Source organism: Burkholderia sp. USMB20, from assembly GCF_000949135.2.
Lineage (GTDB): Bacteria > Pseudomonadota > Gammaproteobacteria > Burkholderiales > Burkholderiaceae > Burkholderia.
Genome location: NZ_JTAN02000018.1, coordinates 308,979 through 326,760, shown reverse-complemented (window position 1 = coordinate 326,760; position 17,782 = coordinate 308,979). Strand labels below are relative to the sequence as shown.

General features: G+C 66.5%; 15 protein-coding genes and 6 pseudogenes. 13 read left to right on the top strand and 8 right to left on the bottom strand.

Annotated features, from left to right (window positions below):
• The first annotated feature begins 39 nt into the window (after positions 1-39).
• The 8 genes and pseudogenes from PL79_RS23715 (at position 40) to PL79_RS23680 (ending at position 6,978) form a co-directional block, all read left to right on the top strand.
• Positions 40-711 carry a c-type cytochrome gene (locus PL79_RS23715; protein WP_044849252.1) on the top strand — a complete coding sequence of 224 codons (672 nt, stop codon included), beginning with the start codon at positions 40-42 and terminating at the stop codon, positions 709-711.
• Positions 712-894: 183 nt separating this feature from the next.
• Positions 895-1,173: pseudogene (locus tag PL79_RS23710) on the top strand (c-type cytochrome biogenesis protein CcsB); the annotation flags it as partial.
• Between the two features lies 1 nt (position 1,174).
• A pseudogene (locus PL79_RS23705) lies at positions 1,175-1,642 on the top strand (amidohydrolase family protein); the annotation flags it as partial.
• 1 nt (position 1,643) lies between these two features.
• Positions 1,644-2,088: pseudogene (locus PL79_RS23700) on the top strand (DoxX family protein).
• A gap of 383 nt (positions 2,089-2,471) precedes the next feature.
• Entirely contained in the window at positions 2,472-3,491 is a 1,020-nt protein-coding gene (locus PL79_RS23695; RefSeq protein WP_044847194.1) for an aldo/keto reductase, read from the top strand.
• Positions 3,492-3,508: 17 nt separating this feature from the next.
• The gene (locus tag PL79_RS23690; RefSeq protein WP_044847134.1) at positions 3,509-3,922 is read left to right on the top strand and encodes an SRPBCC family protein; all 414 of its coding nucleotides are present in this window, start codon (positions 3,509-3,511) and stop codon (positions 3,920-3,922) included.
• A 452-nt stretch (positions 3,923-4,374) separates the two neighbouring features.
• A complete protein-coding gene (locus PL79_RS23685) occupies positions 4,375-5,163 on the top strand; it encodes an SDR family oxidoreductase (RefSeq protein WP_044847135.1) in 789 nt (262 codons plus the stop codon).
• 231 nt (positions 5,164-5,394) lie between these two features.
• Positions 5,395-6,978 carry an aldehyde dehydrogenase (NADP(+)) gene (locus tag PL79_RS23680; RefSeq protein ID WP_044847136.1) on the top strand — a complete coding sequence of 528 codons (1,584 nt, stop codon included), beginning with the start codon at positions 5,395-5,397 and terminating at the stop codon, positions 6,976-6,978.
• Positions 6,979-7,254: 276 nt separating this feature from the next.
• Here PL79_RS23680 and PL79_RS23675 read toward each other — a convergent pair whose 3' ends face one another.
• On the bottom strand, positions 7,255-8,163 hold the full coding sequence (locus PL79_RS23675; RefSeq protein WP_044847137.1) for a LysR family transcriptional regulator: 909 nt from the start codon (positions 8,161-8,163) through the stop codon (positions 7,255-7,257).
• Between the two features lie 101 nt (positions 8,164-8,264).
• On the opposite strand from PL79_RS23675, the gene PL79_RS23670 reads away from it, so the two are divergent.
• Both PL79_RS23670 and PL79_RS23665 read left to right on the top strand, forming a co-directional pair.
• Positions 8,265-9,284, top strand: coding sequence for an aldo/keto reductase (locus tag PL79_RS23670; protein ID WP_044847138.1), 1,020 nt, complete (start codon positions 8,265-8,267; stop codon positions 9,282-9,284).
• Between the two features lie 271 nt (positions 9,285-9,555).
• Positions 9,556-9,723, top strand: a pseudogene (locus PL79_RS23665) (IS5/IS1182 family transposase); the annotation flags it as partial.
• Here the strand turns inward: PL79_RS23665 and PL79_RS23660 are convergent.
• Together PL79_RS23660 and PL79_RS23655 are read right to left on the bottom strand one after the other, a co-directional pair.
• Complete coding sequence (locus PL79_RS23660; protein ID WP_044847195.1) at positions 9,710-10,156, bottom strand: DUF6196 family protein; 447 nt, start codon at positions 10,154-10,156, stop codon at positions 9,710-9,712. The pseudogene PL79_RS23665 and the gene PL79_RS23660 sit on opposite strands and share 14 nt — an antisense overlap.
• Before the next feature lie 311 nt (positions 10,157-10,467).
• Complete coding sequence (locus tag PL79_RS23655; protein WP_082088677.1) at positions 10,468-11,409, bottom strand: EamA family transporter; 942 nt, start codon at positions 11,407-11,409, stop codon at positions 10,468-10,470.
• A 91-nt stretch (positions 11,410-11,500) separates the two neighbouring features.
• Between PL79_RS23655 and PL79_RS23650 the strand changes: the two genes are divergently transcribed.
• Positions 11,501-12,400, top strand: coding sequence for a LysR family transcriptional regulator (locus tag PL79_RS23650; protein ID WP_044847139.1), 900 nt, complete (start codon positions 11,501-11,503; stop codon positions 12,398-12,400).
• A gap of 15 nt (positions 12,401-12,415) precedes the next feature.
• Here the strand turns inward: PL79_RS23650 and PL79_RS37235 are convergent.
• From PL79_RS37235 to PL79_RS23640, 3 genes and pseudogenes are all read right to left on the bottom strand, one after another.
• Positions 12,416-12,514, bottom strand: a pseudogene (locus PL79_RS37235) (IS5/IS1182 family transposase); the annotation flags it as partial.
• Positions 12,508-12,719, bottom strand: a pseudogene (locus PL79_RS36720) (transposase); the annotation flags it as partial. The pseudogenes PL79_RS37235 and PL79_RS36720, both read right to left, overlap by 7 nt.
• An 85-nt stretch (positions 12,720-12,804) precedes the next feature.
• Positions 12,805-14,109 (bottom strand): MFS transporter, encoded by a 1,305-nt coding sequence (locus PL79_RS23640; RefSeq protein ID WP_044847140.1) that lies wholly within the window; start codon positions 14,107-14,109, stop codon positions 12,805-12,807.
• A gap of 225 nt (positions 14,110-14,334) precedes the next feature.
• On the opposite strand from PL79_RS23640, the gene PL79_RS23635 reads away from it, so the two are divergent.
• Together PL79_RS23635 and PL79_RS23630 are read left to right on the top strand one after the other, a co-directional pair.
• Entirely contained in the window at positions 14,335-15,498 is a 1,164-nt protein-coding gene (locus PL79_RS23635; protein ID WP_044847141.1) for an iron-containing alcohol dehydrogenase, read from the top strand.
• Between the two features lie 68 nt (positions 15,499-15,566).
• The gene (locus PL79_RS23630) at positions 15,567-15,881 is read left to right on the top strand and encodes an NIPSNAP family protein (protein WP_044847142.1); all 315 of its coding nucleotides are present in this window, start codon (positions 15,567-15,569) and stop codon (positions 15,879-15,881) included.
• Here the strand turns inward: PL79_RS23630 and PL79_RS23625 are convergent.
• Together PL79_RS23625 and PL79_RS23620 are read right to left on the bottom strand one after the other, a co-directional pair.
• Complete coding sequence (locus PL79_RS23625) at positions 15,874-16,815, bottom strand: LysR family transcriptional regulator (RefSeq protein ID WP_044847143.1); 942 nt, start codon at positions 16,813-16,815, stop codon at positions 15,874-15,876. The two genes, PL79_RS23630 and PL79_RS23625, sit on opposite strands and share 8 nt — an antisense overlap.
• Positions 16,816-16,950: 135 nt before the next feature.
• Entirely contained in the window at positions 16,951-17,739 is a 789-nt protein-coding gene (locus PL79_RS23620; RefSeq protein ID WP_044847144.1) for an ABC transporter substrate-binding protein, read from the bottom strand.
• Between the last annotated feature and the right edge of the window lie 43 nt (positions 17,740-17,782).

Sequence of the window (17,782 nt, the reverse complement as noted above, 5' to 3'; positions counted from 1 at the left end):
CGGCGGGGCGACGGACATTGCGGCAGGGAGAGCGCTGACATGAACAAGGTGACCCATTTCGCTTGGCTTGCGCTGGTGCTGGCGGCATCGGGTTGTCACGACCTGGAGCGGTCGCGGGAAGTCGACAATCCGGCCGTGTCGGGCAAGACCATTGCGTTGCAGGTGTGCTCGAACTGCCATGGCGCGACCGGCGTGTCGGTATCGCCGATGTTTCCGAAGCTCGCCGGGCAACGCAAGGAATACCTCGTCGACCAGTTGACCGACTTCAAGCATCACGCGCGCGCCGATCCGAATGCGAAGCGCTACATGTGGGGCTTCACGCATCTGACCGATGCGCAGATCGAGCAGCTCGCCGATTATTTCTCGAGCCAGCCGGCGGTGCTCGGCGAGGTCGGCGATCGCTTGCTGCTCGACATGGGCAAAGCGATCTTCGTGTCGGGACTGCCGGACAAGGGTGTATCGGCCTGTGTCGGATGTCATGGCCAGCATGGCGAGGGCATGACCGGGTTCCCCCGGCTCGCCGGCCAGCACGCGGACTACGTGATGAAGCAGCTGAGGGTTTTCCGGGAAACCGACACGCGGCCACGCGGCGCGATCATGAAGTCCGTGTGCGCGAACATGACCGAACAGGACATGCGCGCGGTCGCGGCCTATGTCGAGGCCTTTCCGCCGGAAGCCGACGCACCGGCGAGCCCGTCGGTCGAGCAATGAGCCGCCGGCGCCGAACCGGCGTCACATGCGGCAGGTGCCGCGGGGCGGGCAGACGAGCGGCGCCGGCGGCGATCGTTTAGGTGTCTCGTCTCCCCCGGGGCGGGGCGCCTCTTTTTATTTGCATCCGATGGTTCCATCCTGGTGACGCTCATGAAAGCCATTCAATCGTCCCGCGGCGGCATGATGTCCGTTGCCGCGTCGCTGTATCGGCTGCCTCGACGACTTCGCGCGCCGGCCGCGGTTCGCGCGTGCGGGCCGGGCGACGACCGTCCGTTCCTCGCACGCCTGTCGGTCATCGACTGGCTGTTCGCCCTGGCACTCGTGGTCGGCGCGGGCTATGCGTTCGTGCATTACAACGAACACATGAATGACTACGACAAGGCGGTGATGATCGGCACCGTGCCGGCGCTCGTCGTGCTCGGCTGGCGCTGGAAGCCCGCGCGGCTGATGATGGCGTCGATCCGACCGCGAGACCGCGCTGCGGATGTGGACCGAATACGTGACGTGGTTCTCGAACGAGGTCGGCAAGAAAGGGCGCATCGCGGTCGGGCAACTGGCCGACGTGGTCGTTCCGGATCGCGATTTCTTCGCGTGCGCCGAGGACGACATCGCGGGCACGACCGCACTGCTGACCGTGGTGGGCGGCAAGATCGTGTGGGGCGCGGGCCCGTTCGCGTCGCACGATGCGCCGATTCCGCCCGCGATGCCGGACTGGTCGCCGGTGCGTGAGTATGGCGGCTACGGCGGTTGGGGCGCGACGCAGCGCAGCGGCGCACCGCTGCAACGCGCGGCGGCCGCCGCGATGTGCGGCTGCGCGAATGCATGCAACGTGCACCAGCATGCGCACGCGAGTGCGTGGGGCAGCGCATTGCCGACGTCGGACGCGAAGGGCTTCTGGGGCGCGTTCGGCTGTTCGTGCTGGGCGGTCTGACATGTCGACGACGATCGGCCGGTACAGCCCCGCGTGGATCCGTGTCCTGCTCGCGCAGCCGTGGGTCGGCGCGCTGGTCCGGCTTGCACTCGTTTCCGCCTTTGTGATCGGCGCGTCGCGAAGGCGCTCGACTTCGACGGCGCGGTCGCGAGCAGGCGCATTTCGGCCTGCACCCGCCCGCGCTATGGGCTTGCGCTGGCGGTTGTCGTCGAGATCGGCGGTTCGCTGTGCGTGTGTTTCGCCGCTTCACGTGGCTCGGCGCCGGCAGTCTCGGCATGCTGACGCTCGTCGCGATGCTGGTGGCGAACGACTTCTGGAACCAGACGGGCGCGGCGCGTTTCATGGCGCTCAACGGTTTCTTCGAGCACCTGGGCCTGATTGCAGCGCTCGTCCTCGTCACGATGCTGGGCGATGCCCGGGATACGCAAGGGGACGGTCGCGCCTGAGGGCATGAGCCGCGCATTGCGACGGAACGCAGATTCCATCACCAGGCGGCTTTCCCCGTTGCGCCTTTGAAAGAGGCGCAACGGGGATTCCTTTGCGCGACGCGTTGCAGGCGGTGGGGCAATTTGGGGCACGCGCGCCGTTGCCCATCGTGCTCACCGGCGAAATCACTTTTGATCTGAAATCACGAATCGGCGGCCGATTCCGTCGCCAGCCTTGTCGGGCGGGGCCGCCGCGCGAACGGACCCTCCGGACGCGATATCCGCCCACCCCTTCAGACCACGTTTTAGACCTCCAGGGACTCAACTTTGTCGAATTCCGTCTTGGACAGACTTAACCCGTCTGCCTAGACTGAACTCGCTTTCCCTCACCCCTGGAGAAAATGATGAGTCTCAAAGACACGCTGCCCGGTAACAAGATCCTTGGTTTCGGTACTGCCCCGCTCGGCAACATGTTCCGCAACATCCCCGACACGGAAGCCGCGGCCACCGTCGAAGCGGCATGGCAACACGGCATCCGCTATTTCGATTCAGCCCCGTTCTATGGCGCCGGCCTCGCGGAAATCCGCCTCGGCGACGCGCTGGCGAATCACCCGCGTGACGAATACGTGCTGAGCACGAAGGTCGGCCGCGTGATCCTCGACGAAGTCGAAGACGTGTCGGCGCGCGATCTCGGCGAGAAGGGCGGCCTGTTCGAACACGGCCGGCCGAACCGCATCGTCAACGACTACACGGCCGACGCGACGCTGCGTTCGATCGAGGACAGCCTGAAGCGTCTGCGCACCGACCGCCTCGACATCGTCTGGGTGCACGACATCGCACAGGACTTCTACGGCGACGAATGGCTCGCGCAGTTCGAAGTCGCGCGCAAGGGCGCATTCCGCGTGCTGAGCAAGCTGCGCGAAGAAGGCGTGATCAAGGCGTGGGGCCTCGGCGTGAACCGCGTCGAGCCGATCGAGCTCGTGCTCGACCTGTCCGAACCGCAACCGGACGGCATGCTGCTCGCCGGCCGCTACACGCTGCTCGATCACGAGCGCGCGCTGCAACGCGTGATGCCGGCGGCTGCCGCGCAGAACGTCGGGATCGTCGTCGGCGGCCCGTACAGCTCGGGCGTGCTTGCAGGCGGCACGCACTTCGAATACCAGAAGGCTTCGCCGGAAATCCTCGCGAAGGTCGAGCGCATCAAGGCGATCGCCGCGCGCTACGACGTGCCGATCAAGGCCGCCGCGCTGCAGTTCTCGATGTCGCATCCGGCCACCGTCGCGGTGATTCCGGGCGCGAGCCGTCCGGAGCGGATCGCGGAAGACCAGGCTGCGCTGAACGTGGTGATTCCGGCCGACTTCTGGCGCGAAATGCGTGAACAAGGTCTGATTGCGGCCAATGCGCCGCTGCCGACCGATCGTTGATCCTGAAAGGTGATGACATGGCACAGGCCAATGCAAGCATCGAGATCGCGGCTTCGGCCGACACGGTCTGGACACTGATCGGCGGCTTCGGGTCGCTGCCCGACTGGCTGTCGTACATCCCGGCGAGCGAGCTGAGCGAAGGCGGTCGCGTGCGCAGCCTCGCGAACCCGGACGGCGATGCGATCGTCGAGCGGCTGGTCGCCTTCGACGACGCGGCACGCAGCTACACGTACGCGATCCTCGAAGCGCCGTTCCCGGTCGTGAACTATCGCTCCACGCTGCGCGTGCGCGAGAACGGCGCGAACGCGGCGACGGTCGAGTGGTCGGGCACGTTCACGCCGCACGGCGCGACCGACGACGAAGCGATCCGCCTCTTCCGCGGCATCTACGAAGACGGTCTCGCCGAACTGGCGAAGCGGTTCGCGGCGTGACGGTGTCGTGGCTTAGCGGCGCGATCGCGTGACGGTGTGACGATGTCGCGCGCGGTGAACGGGTGCCGGTCGTGCCGGCACCCGCCGGCGCCGTGCGTCGTGGCGGGTTTTCATCCGTGACGACGCGCGGCACCCGCGCCGCCGCGCGTGCATCGTCAATCGTCGTATGAACGTGCCGGGCGGTCGTCGGCGTTGCGGTTGCACCGTTCGTCGTCCGGCCGCCGCGGCGGCATGCGATGGACGCGGAACCCGCCCGCATGCGGTGGCGGGGCAACGACCGATAACGCGCGGTTATACCGGTATCACATCCTGTCAATTGTCGCGCGGGGGCGGACTCCGTATGCTGGCCCATTGCGCGGCTTTCCGGCGCATTTCGGACGTGCGCGTCAGTCGGTGCGCCGCCGGCACGCGCTGCGCGGGCGCGCGCGCACGGCATTCCAGGAACAAGGCAGATGAACCTGAACATTGAAGGCCGCTGGGCGCTGGTTTGCGCAGCGAGCAAGGGGCTCGGCAAGGGGTGCGCGCAGGCGCTCGTCGCCGAGGGCGTGAACGTCGTGATCACCGCGCGCGGCAGCGACGCGCTCGACGCGACCGCCCGGGAACTGCGCGCGCTCAATCCTGCCGTCACGGTGATCGCGGTGGCCGGCGACATCACGACGAGCGCGGGCCGCGCGGCGGCGCTCGCGGCCGCGCCGCACGTCGACATCCTCGTGAACAACGCGGGCGGCCCGCCGCCGGGCGACTTCCGCGAATGGACGCGCGACGACTGGATCGCCGCGCTCGACGCGAACATGCTGACCGCGATCGAGCTGATCAAGGCGACCGTCGACGGGATGACCGAGCGTGGCTTCGGCCGCATCGTCAACATCACGTCGAGCGCGGTGAAGGCGCCGATCGACGTGCTCGGCCTGTCGAACGGCGCGCGCACGGGCCTGACCGGCTTCGTCGCGGGCATCGCGCGGCAAAAGCGCATCGCGACGCGCAACGTGACGATCAACAACCTGTTGCCGGGGCTGTTCGACACCGATCGCCTGAAGAAGGCGACGGATGCGTCGGCGAAGGCGGAAGGCAAGGATTACGAAGCGATGCGCGAAGCGAAGCGGCAGGCCGTGCCGGCCGGGCGCTTCGGCTCGGCCGACGAGTTCGGCGCGGTGTGCGCGTTCCTGTGCAGCGCGCACGCGGGCTACCTGACGGGCCAGAACGTACTGCTCGACGGCGGCGCGTATCTGGGTACGTTCTGATCGTTCGAGGCGCCCACCGACGCACCGACGATGCGGCTCGACGGCAATGCACCGTTGTCGGGGCCGGGTGATGCGAGCCCGGCATCGAGCGCCCCGCCGCACGGATTCGAACAGCCCGGCCCATTCACGGCGACGCGACAGGCGCGCCGGCACGACAAACAACACACAACACCTATGCGAGCCCGTGATCGCACGGCGTTCGCCCCCGATCCATCGACAGAGGAAACGAACATGACACTCGCAGGCAACCTGCTGATCGGCTCGCGCGCACGGCGCGGCACGAACGGCGACACATACGCGGTCAACGCATCCAGCGGCGAACGCATGGCGCCGGCCTTCGGCGGCGCGAGCAGCGTCGATCTCGATGAAGCATGCGCGCTCGCCTGGGCCGCGTTCGACACGTATCGCGAAACGCAACCCGACGCGCGCGCGACGTTCCTCGAGACGATCGCGGCGAACATCCTCGCGCTCGGCGACGAACTGGTCGAGCGCTGCGTCGCGGAAACGGGCCTGCCGCGCGCCCGCGTCGAAGGCGAGCGCGGCCGAACGGTCGGCCAGCTGCGGATGTTCGCCGACGTGGTGCGCGCGGGCGACTACCTCGACGCGCGCATCGATCCGGCGCAGCCGGCACGCCAACCGGCGCCGCGTCCCGACCTGCGCCTGCGTCATATCGGCCTCGGGCCGGTCGCGGTGTTCGGCGCGAGCAATTTCCCGCTGGCATTCTCGGTCGCGGGCGGCGATACGGCGTCCGCGCTCGCGGCCGGCTGCCCGGTGATCGTGAAAGCGCACCCGGCGCATCCGGGCACGTCGGAACTGGTCGGGATCGCCGTGCAGCGGGCGGTGAAGACGTGCGGGATGCCGGAAGGCACGTTCTCGCTACTGTTCGACACCGGCCTCGAGATCGGCCAGGGGCTCGTGCGCGATCGGCGCATCAAGGCGGTCGGCTTCACCGGTTCGCGCCATGCCGGCACCGCGCTGATCGCACTTGCGAACGCGCGGCCCGAGCCGATCCCCGTGTACGCGGAAATGAGCAGCATCAATCCGGTGCTGCTGTTCCCGAACGCACTCGACGCGCGCGGCGACGCGATCGCGCAGCAGTTCGTGCAGTCGCTGACGCTCGGCGCCGGGCAGTTCTGCACGAATCCGGGGTTGATCCTCGCCGTGGACGGGCCGGCGCTCGAGCGCTTTACCGCCGCGGCGGCGGAGCGGCTCGCGCAGGCCGCGGCGGCGACGATGCTCACGCCGGGCATTCACCAGGCCTTCGAGCGTTCGGTGGCCGCGCTCGCGCAGCATCCGCAGGTGCGCACCGTCGCGCGCGCGCATGCGCCGGCCGGCGCGAATCAGGGGCAGGGCGCACTGTTCTCGACGAGCGCGGATGCGTTCCGCGAGTCGAAGGCGCTGCATGAGGAGATGTTCGGCGCGGCGTCGCTGATCGTCCGCTGTCCGGACCTCGACACGATGCGCGATCTGATCGAGTCGCTGGAAGGGCAGTTGACGACGGCGCTCCATATCGACGAAGCCGACTACGCCGCCGCGCGCACGTTCCTGCCGGCGCTGGAGCGGCGCGCGGGCCGCGTGCTCGTCAACGGTTTCGGCACCGGCGTGGAAGTCGCGCATGCGATGGTGCACGGCGGCCCGTATCCGGCCACCGCGGACGGGCGTACGACGTCGGTCGGCAGTCTCGCGATCCGTCGTTTCCTGCGGCCGGTCTGCTATCAGGACATGCCGGAGGCGCTGCTGCCCGAGGCGCTGAAGACATCGAATCCGCTGGCGATCAACCGGCTGATGGACGGGAAGGTCACGCTCGCGAACTGACGCGCGAGCGGGGGGAAGCCGGCATCAGGTATCGCGCATGCAATCGCATGCGGACCGATGCCGGCTCGATCGATTTCAGCCGGAATCGTGTGGGGGGATGCGGACGGCATGACGGATTCCCTGTCTTTGCCGGCGATTGCGTCGATCCGGATCGCGAGTCTTCATGTTGAGGCACGGCGACACGGCGACACGGCGACACGGCCGCGCCATTCGATGTGCGGGCAACGACGCCGCGCGCGGCGCGCGTCGCGAGCACACCACGCGCGCCCCGTCTCGTCACTTGACCGTCGCGACCACATCCTCGCCGGTCAGAATCTCGCGGAACACGCCGACCAGCGGCCGCAAGTTGACCTTGTGCCACGCGGCCCACAGCGGCGTGCGATAGCTGAACCACGGCAGCTCGCGCAGCACGACGCCTTCCGGCACCTGGTGACGCAGGCTCTGCTGGATCATCGTCACGCCGAGCCCGGCGGCGACGAGCCCGAGCGCGGCGAGCGGCTCGCTCGCCTCGACGGAAATATCCGGCGAGAAACCGGCCTTCGCGCACGCGGCGACGAACGCGCCGTGACGCGGCGCGCTTTCCTGCTGCGTGACCCCGATCCACGGCTGCGTCGCGAGGTCGTCGGCGACGAGCGTCTTCTTCTTCGCGAGCGGATGGCCTTCGGGCAGCGCGAGCAGCATCGGGTCGTTCAGCACGCGCATCGATTCGAGTTCCGGATCGTCGGGCGCGGGCGGCTCGGTCACGAGCGCGATGTCGAGACTGCGCTCGCGCAGGCCTTCGAGCTGCGCGGCGGACGTGTAGTTGTACAGCGCGATGTGGACGGCCGGGCGGTCCGCGCGCAACGTCTTCAGCGCGCGCGGCAGCACGCCCGAGTGCGTGGCCGTTTCCAGGTAGCCGATGCAGAGCCCGCCTTCGTCGCCGCGACCGAGCCTGCGCGCGAGCGATTCCAGCCGGTGCGCATGGCGCAGGAATGCCTGCGTCTCGCTGAGGAACGTGCGGCCGTCGCGCGTCAGACGAATGCGCTGCTGGCTGCGTTCGAACAGCGTCAGCCCGAGCTTTTCCTCGAGCTGCGCGATCTGGCGGCTGAGCGGCGACTGCGAAATGTGCAGCCGTTCGGCGGCGCGGCCGACGTGTTCTTCCTCCGCGACCGCGATGAAATATTGAAGCTGGCGGATGTCGAGCATATAAGACCTCGTGGGACTCAAGTTTGATGAATTATGTCTTGGACAGACATAACCATGCAACCTAGACTGGACGCACTTTTCCGTGACCTGTGGAGAAATGCATGCGTCTCAAAGCCACGCTGCCGGCCGACAACACGCTCGGTTTCGGCGCCGCCCCCCTCGGCAACATGTTCCGCGACATCCCCGACGACGAAGCCGCCGCGACCGTCGAAGCCGCGTGGGCGCGCGGGATCCGCTACTTCGACACCGCGCCGTCGTACGGCGCGGGGCTGGCCGAGTCGCGTCTGGGCGACGTGCTCGCCGGCCATCGGCGCGACGACTACGTGATCAGCACAAAGGTCGGCCGCGTCGTGCTCGACGAAATGGAAGACGCGAGCGCGCGCGACTACGGCGAGAAGACCGGAATCTTCGCGCATGGCCGCGCGAACCGGCTCGTCAGCGACTACACGGCCGACGCGACGCTGCGCTCGATCGAGGGCAGCCTGAAGCGCCTGCGTACCGATCGGCTCGACATCGTGTGGGTGCACGACATCGCGCAGGACATCTACGGCGACGAATGGCTCGCGCAGTTCGAAGTTGCGCGCAAGGGCGCGTTCCGCGTGCTGGGCAAGCTGCGTGAAGAAGGCGTGATCGGCGCGTGGGGGCTCGGCGTGAACCGCGTCGAGCCGATCGAGCTCGTGCTCGATCTCGACGAACCGCAGCCGGACGGCATGCTGCTGGCCGGCCGCTATACGTTGCTCGATCACGAGCGCGCGCTGCAGCGGGTGATGCCGGTGGCAGCCGCGCTAGGCGTCGGGATCGTCGTCGGCGGCCCGTACAGCTCGGGCGTGCTGGTCGGCGGCGCGCACTTCGAATACCAGAAGGCTTCGCCGGAAATCGTCGCGAAGGTCGAACGCATCAAGGCGATCGCCGCACGCTACGACGTGCCGGTCAAGGCGGCCGCGCTGCAGTTCGTGCTCGCGCATCCCGCGGTCGCGTCGGTGATTCCCGGTGCGAGCCGTCCGGCGCGCATCGCGGAAGATGTCGACGCGCTGAACGCGACGATTCCCGCCGACTTCTGGCGCGAGATGCGCGAGCAGGGGCTCGTCGCCGCGAACGCGCCGCTGCCGATCGCTCGCTGATCGGGCCGGTCGACGCGAGTCGATAAAAAATGCCCGCGCAAGCGGGCATCGTCGGGACGGTGCGGTGCGGCGCGCCGTTCGGGCGCGCGCTTGGTCGTTCAATTAGAATCTCTAACAAAATGGACGGATTGGGCTGCCAACCTGTCGCACGCTCTGCTCACCACTTCGTTGTTTCGCTGACGACGAGACCATGGCAAAACCGATACTCGATGGCGCATTGCGGTCACTGATCCAACCGCTGCGATATTTCGTGCGCGAATGACTGGTTTAGCACTTGCTTGCCGTTGCGGTCATCGCTGACAAAGGCTACGACTCGAACGCCTTTGTGGCGAGTATCCACTCTCCGCGTGCGAAGGCCGTCATCCCGCTTCGCTCGAACAGAAAAACCAAGCGTCGCTATAGCCGCGTGCTGTATCGGATGAGCTTTATCGATGATCGCTCTGCCCCTGAACAAGCCGCTTGACTTCCTCGATCACCTCGTCTGCCAGCGTCTCGGGTACGCCCCAGTAATCGAAGATACCGCCATCCGCATGATTCTGTCCGCACGTCACAAATACGCCGGTGCCAAATCGATTCTTGAGATGGGTAGCCAGCCAGCCAACGAAGCCACTATTGTCTGCCCCTGCCGGGAAGTGGAATCGAAAGATGCCGAACTGTTCCTGGTGTGAGCCGTCACTCGGCACAAGCTGACTCCACACGTTGTCGTCTCGCACCAAGGCAAGTGCGTCGGCCCGCACAGCGCTTGGGAATTGATCCAGCGGAAATTCAATGAACGTGTACGTGCCGGAGTAAATCCGTAGGCGTGCCTCGGTGATGACTCGTCGAAGGCGACGCTCAGTTTGTTCGACGGTCTCACGTGAAATATCAACCATGTCTACTCCGAGAATGAGGCGGTTACAGGTCAGATCATCAATGCAAGCAGAAACGAACTTCATCCTACCAGCATGTGACGCAATCACCGGCGAATAGTCGCCCGAACCGAGCGGACCGGATGACCCGACAACCCGCACAAATGTAAACAGACCCTGGAGCTGCCCGGAGCAGGCGTTTGGCGGACAAACAGGTCGCTCAACATCACCCTGCACTCGAATCGTCGATCGCGGCCTGCGCCTGTCTTGTCATTCCGACTCCGACTCCGATGGCGAGGCGACGAAGCGCATGCCAGCCAAGCCTGTGGAGCCGGCTACTGCTGCATCACGGCGCCTGCGCTGGCACCGATGACAAACAACGTGCCGATACTTTGCAGCAGGGTCATGGGCTGCCCGAGTACCGCAAATCCGATTGCCGAGGCAATCGCAGGCTCGACGCTCATCAGGATGCCAAACGCCGACGCCGTCATGCGCCGTAACGCAATCATCTCCAGAACATAAGGCAAGAGCGGGACGAGCACGGCGAGACCGGCAGCGTCGATCAATTGCCCGGCCGGAAAATGCCCGCCGCTTTCTGCGAGGCCGAATGGCACGGTCACGAGCGCCGCGACGATCAGCGACGTGGACAGGCCTTGCAGACCATCGAACAGCGACCCGACGCGCTTCATCATCAGGATGTAGGCGGCCCATCCGAGCGCCGAGCCGAGCGGGAATACGAGCGCCGCAACGGGCACGATCCACATGTCGTCCTGGCGCGCGAGCAGCACGATTCCTGCCAGGGCGAGCGCGGGCCACGCGAGCATCCGGATCTTGCGTACGCCGATGGTCGCGACGCACAGCGGCCCCAGAAAATTGATCGCGACCGCGAGCCCGAGCGGCACGCGCTTGACCGCCTCGAAGAAGCACAGTGTCATGCAGGCCATCGCGCAGCCGAGCGCGATGGCGGCGATCCAGCGCTGCCGGGAATAGCGCCGGACGGGCGGGCGCACGATCACGGCCAGCGCGAAGGCGGCGAAGCACAGGCGCAGCCAGGTCGTGCTGAACGTTCCGTACTCGATCATCGCGGGCCGCGACAGCGCAGCGCCGAGCTGGACGCTGCACATCGACACCACGGCGAACCCGGGTGCCAGAGCCGCCTGGAAGCGTCGTGTCCGCGACGCGCCAAAGGCCGCATTCGCCGTGAACGCGTCGCGCGCAACCGGTGTGGAAGCGGTCGTGTGCCGGCCGGCCCGGATGCTTCCGGTTTCTTCGTTCATGCAGTGCTCCATGATGGCGATGCGGCGATGTTAACCACGCATGTTCGTTTGGTATAAGCTCGAATTTTTTATGGGCGCTTCAAGAATATTTATGGCTCGGGATCTCGACAGCGGCTTGTTGCGCACCTTTCTGATCGTGGTCGAAACCGGTAGCGTGAGCGAGGCGGCGCAGGCGCTGCATCGCACGCAGGCCGCCGTCAGCATGGCATTGCGCCGGCTGGAAGAATCGGTCGGGCAGCGCCTGCTCGAACGTTCGCCACGCGGCATCAAGCCGACAGCGGCGGGCAGCGTGCTGCTGCCTTACGCGCAGCGCATGCTCGACATCGGGATCGCGGCGCGCGCTGCGCTGAATGCAGGTGAGATTTCAGGGACGGTCCGGCTCGGCCTCCTCGAGGACATCGCTGTTGGCCATCTGCCGCACACGCTGCGTGATTTTGGCGCGTCGTTCCCGAATGTCGCCGTGGAGATCGTCGTCGATTCGAGCAAGGCGCTGTCGCAGGATTTCATGAATGGCTCGCTCGATTTCGCGATCATCGACCCGACGTTCATCCATGCGGAACCGCTCGTGCGGTGGCGGCATCCGCTGTTCTGGGCGGCTGGCCTTGCGTATGACGGAGATGTCCGCCACGGTCCATTGCCGTTCGTCGCATTCGGCGGTGCGTGCCCGTGGCAAGACAGGCTGTATGCGTCATTGCGCGATGCTCGGGTCGCATGGAAAGTCATCTGCACGAGCACGAGCCTGGCCGCCATTCAATCCGCAGTCGAGGCAGGGCTGGGGGTCACGGTCCTGCTCGAATGGAACGTCCGGCGCGATTCGATGCGCGTGCTCGATCCGGCTGCCACCGGATTGCCGCACCCGCCATCGGCGGAATTCGGCTTGTTCAGCCATGCGGATGGCAGCGATCGCATGTCGGCGGTACAGGCCTTGCAGCGCTTTCTCCTTCGCGAGTTGCGCGATGCCGCAACGCTCCAGGAAGCGCTGACACAATGAGTTTGGAAGCCGTCGCCAGCAGATGATGCAAGCGGCGATCTTCATGAACGCTTCGTGGATCGCCGCGAGGCGTTCGAACCGGATGCGCAGTCGCCCGAAGTTGTGCAGCCAGGCTGTTGCCAGTCGCGCAGTCTGCGCCAGCAGCTCATGCCCGAGCCGCAGCCCGTTTCCTGCGGAAGCATTTTCCAGGAAATGCCGGACTGCGGCACGAACAGAATGCTGGTCAGCACCCCGGGTATCGCGCGCGACGTGGTTTCGGTGGTTGCAGCATCGGTTGGATCAGTGACCACAGTTCGCCATCGAGTATCGGTGTTGCCATGACCTCCTCGTCAGCGAAACAACGAAGAGGTGAACGGCGCGTGCGGCAGGTGAGCAGCCGCATCAGTTCATTTTGTCGGAGCTTCCTAGCCGTGCGTGCGCGGCCGGTAGTCGATCAGGCTGGAGAACACCGCGATCAGCACGGCCATCGCGACGAAGAACAGCAGCGCGAGGAAGTACGAGCCCGACCACTGGACGATCAGCCCGATCAGGATCGGCACCACCACGCCGACCATGCTGCCGCAGAAGTTCATCGTGCCGCCGAGCACGCCCGCGCGCTCGGGGCCGCCGACGATCGCGGGCAGGCTCCAGTACATCCCGCAGAAGCGGATGAAGAACATCGCGATGCTGAGCAGCAGCACGACCGCATTGGCGTTCGCGATGTACGCGGCGGCCAGGATGCACGCGGCGGCGATCAGCGACGAGCCGCTGAACATCGTGCGCATCACGAGGTTCGGCGACGCCCCCGACGCTTTCCAGCGGTCGCCGATGGTCCCGCCGATCAGTTCGCCGACGAAGCCCGACATGAAGATGACGAACGTTGCGCCGCCCGTCGTCGCGATGTTGAAGCCGTAGGTCTTGTGCAGGTAGCTCGGCATCCACGTGAGCAGCCCGTAGAACACCGCGAGGATGCAGCTGTAGCCGGCGAACATCGCGAGCACCGAACGGTCCTTCACGAGTTCGCGCAGCGGCACGCGTTCGGCCGCGGCCTGTGCCGGCGGGTTCGCGTGCGTGATGTGCTCGAGCTCGGCCGCGTTGACGCCCGGATGCTCGGACGGATGGTTGCGGATATAGCGCCACACGAGCACGCCCACCAGCATCGTGCCGATACCGGCGATCACGAATGCGATGCGCCACGAGCCGAACCACGCGATCAGCGCGGAGATCAGGATCGCGCCGAGCGCGCTGCCGAGCGGTGCGCCGCCGTCGACCAGCACGGCGCCGCGGCCGCGCTCGTGCGGCGTGAGCCACGAGCCGATCAGCTTCGCGCCGGCCGGAAACACCGGTGATTCGGAGAAGCCGAGGCCCATGCGCGTGAGCATCAGCAGCAACCAGTTGTGCGAGGCCGCACCGAGCGCCTGGAACGCGCCCCACGCGAGCGTCGCGGTCGCGATGATGCCGCGCGTGTGATAACGGTCGAGCATCACGCCGACCGGGATCTGCATCAGCGCGTACGACCAGAAGAACGCGCTGAGCATTAGCCCTTCGAGCGCGGGCGACAGATTGAATTCCGGCGCGATCAGCGGCATCGCGACCGACAGCGACGCGCGGTCGATGTAGTTGATCGCGACGAGCAGCAGCATGAGCAGGAAGATGCGCCAGCGGACGCTGGTCGGCCGGGCCGCCGCGTCGAGCGACGCCGATGCGGCAGGGGAATGCGAGAGGGGCATGGTTGTCTCCGTCGTTATGGTTGCGGTGCGATGACGCGTTCCGTGCAGCGACTGTAGGGCGGCCGCCGCGTCTTGCCTAATGACGCTTCGTGATCGCGTGATAACCAAACGGCGCGGCGTGCGGGGGAATAAGCGGCCGTTATCGGGCGATCCGGTTTTTTCATTACCGGCGGCGATCGGCCGCTTGTAGTGTCTGGTGCGGAGACTTCACACGGAGAAAGCACCATGAACCCATTCCAATACTTCTTTCCCACCACGCTGAAATTCGGCAACGGCCTCGCGCGCCAGGCCGGCGAACTGCTGAAGCCGCTGTTCAGCGGAAAGCTGCTGGTCGTGACCGACGAAGGCCTGATCAAGAGCGGCGTGCTCGAAGGATTTCTCGCATCGCTGCGCGACGCGGACGTTGCGTACGCAATCTTCTCGGGTGTCGAGGCGAACCCGAGCACAGCGGTGCTCGACAGCGCGCTGACGTTCCTGAAGGAGCACCGCTGCACCGCGGTGATCGGCGTCGGCGGCGGCAGCAGCATCGATACCGCGAAGGGCGTGGCCGCGATGGCGACCAACGGCGGCACGATCCTCGATTACGAGGGCTACAACAGGATTCCCGACGAACCGCTGCCGATCTTCGCGATCCCGACCACGTCGGGCACCGGCAGCGAGTGCACGGCATCGACGGTGTTCACGAACCAGGAAACGCTGTTCAAGACCGTGATCGTCAGCCACAAGATTTTCCCGAAGCTCGCGATTCTCGATGCGGAACTCACGCTGAAGTTGCCCGCGCCGATCACGGCGGCCACCGGGATGGACGCGCTGACCCACGCGATCGAATCGTACGTGTCGAAGCAGGCGAACCCGGTCAGCCAGTCGCTCGCGCTCGGCGCGATCCGCCTGATCGGGCGCAGCCTGCGCACCGCGTTCTACGTCGGCTCCGACCTCGCCGCGCGTGAAGACATGCTGCTCGGCTCGTTCCTCGCCGGCGTCGCGTTCTCGCAGTCGAAGCTCGGCAACGTGCATGCGATCTCGCACACGATGGGCGGCGTGTTCAACATTGCCCACGGCATCGCGAACGCGGCGCTGCTGCCGTACGTGATCGACTTCAACCGCCCGGCGTGCCCGGCGCTGTTCCGCGACATCGCGGAAGCGCTCGGCGGCGACGTGGCCGGCCTCGATGCGGAAACGGCCGCGCGCGCGCTGGTCGAGCAGATCGTCGAACTCAATCGCGCGCTCGCGATTCCGTCGAACATCCGCGAACTCGGCGTCGATCTCGCGCACCTGCCGCAGATGGTGGCCGACTCGATGCGCAGCGGCAATGTGCTCGTCAATCCGCGCCTGACGACCGCGCGCGACGTCGAAGCGATCATCCGCGCCGCATACGCCGGCGAGATCTGATCGCGCGGCGCTTCATGCGCGCGCCTCCGATTCCCCGATTCCCCGATTCGATTCAACCAGGAGCAGTCATGTATTACGAAATGCGGACCTACACGGTCCAGATCGGCAAGATGAACGAATACCTGCGGCACTTCGAGAAGGAAGGCCTGCCGGTGATTTCCCGCTATGCGACGCTGGTCGGCTGGTGGTACACGGAAATCGGCGAGCTGAACCAGGTCGTCCACATCTGGGCGTACGACAGCCTCGATGACCGCATCAAGCGGCGCACCGCGCTGTACGAGGATCCGGACTGGCTCGAGAAGTTCGTGCCGAAGGCGTTCCCGATGCTGGAAAAAATGGAGTCGAAGCTGCTGCGTCCGGCCGCGTTCTCGCCGATCAAGTAGGCAGCGGCTGCTGTAGCGTCTCGACGAGCATGCGCGCACCGGGTGTCAGGTGCGCGAAGGTGCGGGCCACCACGCCGAACGGCTCGTCGAGCGCGGGGATCGCGACCGGCAGGCACGCGACGAGGCCGAAGCGCTCGCCGAACTCGGCGACTTCGCGTGGAATCACCGCGACCAGTTCCGGGTTCGCCTGCAGCAGCGTCAGCGTCGCGAACGTCGACGCCGTCTCGATCGGATAACTCGGCACCTCGATGCCGGCATCCGCGAGCGCGCGTTCGAGCGCGAGCCGCATCGGCGTGTTGACCGGATACGCGACCCATTCCGCGTCGGCGAGATCGCGCAGCGTCAGCGCGTCGCGTTCGGCCAGCGCATGCGTGCGCGCGGTCACGACCGCGAGCGGTTCGGACTGCAGCGGGATAGAGTCGTAGGCTTCCGGGCGCCGGTTGTTGCCGTTGCGGCAGATCGCGAGATCGATGCGGCCGTCGTCGATCAGGGCGAGCAGGCTCGCGCTGGTGCCTTCGACGATCTCGACCGACAGGTGCGGCTGGCGCCGGCGCAGGTCGGTCAGCGCGCGCGTGAGCAGCGGCACCGCGCCCATGATCACGCCGACGGCCAGATGGCCGCCATGCCCCTGCGTGATCGCGAGCACTTCGGTATGCAGGTGTTCGAGGTCGCTGTAGATGAGGCGCGCATAGCGCGTGACGCAGCGGCCGAGGTCGTTCGCGACGAGGCCTTTCGGCTGCCGCTCGAACAGCGGCATGCCGAGGATGTCCTCGATCTCGCGCAGCACCTTGGTCGCGCCGGGCTGCGAGATCGCGATTTCTTCGGCGGCCTTGTGCAGCGAGCCATGGTTTTCGAGCGCGATCAGCAGCTTGAGCTGCTTCAGGCGAAGGCGCGACGCGATGTTCGCGAGAGAGGGAACGGCCAGCGGTTTCATGGCGACGACCAAACCGAAAGCGGCGATTATAGCCCTGCCGGGCCGAAAACGATCTTGAGGATCGCTAATGCAGAACCGGTTCACGCGCGTGCGGCGAAGCGGCCCCGCACGCGACGCGGCCCGTGATGTCCGTCGTCAATTCCCGTACATGTCGAAGTCGAAGTATTTCGACTGGATCCGGTTGTACGTGCCGTCGCCGCGGATCTGCGCGATCGCGCGATTCAGTGCGTCGCGCAGGTCCGCATCGGCCTTGCGCACGCCGGCCGCATCGCCGTTGCCCATGATCTTCGGGTCGAACACGACCCCGCCCGCGAACGAGAAGCCCTTGCCGCGCGGCGTCGCCAGGAAGCCGAGCTGGCCCTGCACCGCATCCATCAGCACGCCGTCCACGCGGCCGGTCACGAGATCCGCATAGGCCTGGTCGTAGCTCGGATACGGCACCACCTCGACCTTCGCCGCCGCCCATTTTTCGCGCGCGTAGGTTTCCTGGATCGTCCCCTGTTCGACCGCGACCCGCTTGCCGGCGAGCTTCGCGGCGTCGGGCAGCAGCCCGGAGCCGGTGCGCGCGATCAGGCGCGTCTGGTTGCGGTACAGGCGATCGGTGAAGTCGATCTGCTGGCGGCGCTGTTCGGTCGCGGCCATCGACGACAGGATCACGTCGAACTTGCGCGCCTGCAGCCCGGGAATCAGCCCGTCGAAGCTGCTCGACACCCACACGCATTTCGCGTTGAGCTTCGCGCACAGTGCGTTGCCGAGATCGATGTCGAAGCCCTGCACGCTGCCGTCGGTCGCGGTCGATTCGAACGGCGGGTAGGTCGGGTCGACGCCGATGCGGATCGTCGTCCATTCCTTCGCCGAGGCGAGTGTCGCGAAGGCCATCGCGGCCGCGGACAGCAGGATCGTGATGCGCGTCTTGTTCTTCATGGTCAGGCTCCGTTCGTGTGGGCAAGCGTGGGTGTGCGCGGGC

What these genes read in the sequence shown, in the direction of transcription:
- PL79_RS23655 (WP_082088677.1), bottom strand. Translation starts at nt 11,409, where the DNA reads ATGAACGAAGAAACCGGAAGCATCCGGGCCGGCCGGCACACGACCGCT.
- PL79_RS23640 (WP_044847140.1), bottom strand. Translation starts at nt 14,109, where the DNA reads ATGCCCCTCTCGCATTCCCCTGCCGCATCGGCGTCGCTCGACGCGGCG.
- PL79_RS23670 (WP_044847138.1), top strand. Translation starts at nt 8,265, where the DNA reads ATGCGTCTCAAAGCCACGCTGCCGGCCGACAACACGCTCGGTTTCGGC.
- PL79_RS23715 (WP_044849252.1), top strand. Translation starts at nt 40, where the DNA reads ATGAACAAGGTGACCCATTTCGCTTGGCTTGCGCTGGTGCTGGCGGCA.
- PL79_RS23695 (WP_044847194.1), top strand. Translation starts at nt 2,472, where the DNA reads ATGAGTCTCAAAGACACGCTGCCCGGTAACAAGATCCTTGGTTTCGGT.
- PL79_RS23620 (WP_044847144.1), bottom strand. Translation starts at nt 17,739, where the DNA reads ATGAAGAACAAGACGCGCATCACGATCCTGCTGTCCGCGGCCGCGATG.
- PL79_RS23650 (WP_044847139.1), top strand. Translation starts at nt 11,501, where the DNA reads ATGGCTCGGGATCTCGACAGCGGCTTGTTGCGCACCTTTCTGATCGTG.
- PL79_RS23685 (WP_044847135.1), top strand. Translation starts at nt 4,375, where the DNA reads ATGAACCTGAACATTGAAGGCCGCTGGGCGCTGGTTTGCGCAGCGAGC.
- PL79_RS23675 (WP_044847137.1), bottom strand. Translation starts at nt 8,163, where the DNA reads ATGCTCGACATCCGCCAGCTTCAATATTTCATCGCGGTCGCGGAGGAA.
- PL79_RS23630 (WP_044847142.1), top strand. Translation starts at nt 15,567, where the DNA reads ATGTATTACGAAATGCGGACCTACACGGTCCAGATCGGCAAGATGAAC.
- PL79_RS23635 (WP_044847141.1), top strand. Translation starts at nt 14,335, where the DNA reads ATGAACCCATTCCAATACTTCTTTCCCACCACGCTGAAATTCGGCAAC.
- PL79_RS23660 (WP_044847195.1), bottom strand. Translation starts at nt 10,156, where the DNA reads ATGGTTGATATTTCACGTGAGACCGTCGAACAAACTGAGCGTCGCCTT.
- PL79_RS23690 (WP_044847134.1), top strand. Translation starts at nt 3,509, where the DNA reads ATGGCACAGGCCAATGCAAGCATCGAGATCGCGGCTTCGGCCGACACG.
- PL79_RS23680 (WP_044847136.1), top strand. Translation starts at nt 5,395, where the DNA reads ATGACACTCGCAGGCAACCTGCTGATCGGCTCGCGCGCACGGCGCGGC.
- PL79_RS23625 (WP_044847143.1), bottom strand. Translation starts at nt 16,815, where the DNA reads ATGAAACCGCTGGCCGTTCCCTCTCTCGCGAACATCGCGTCGCGCCTT.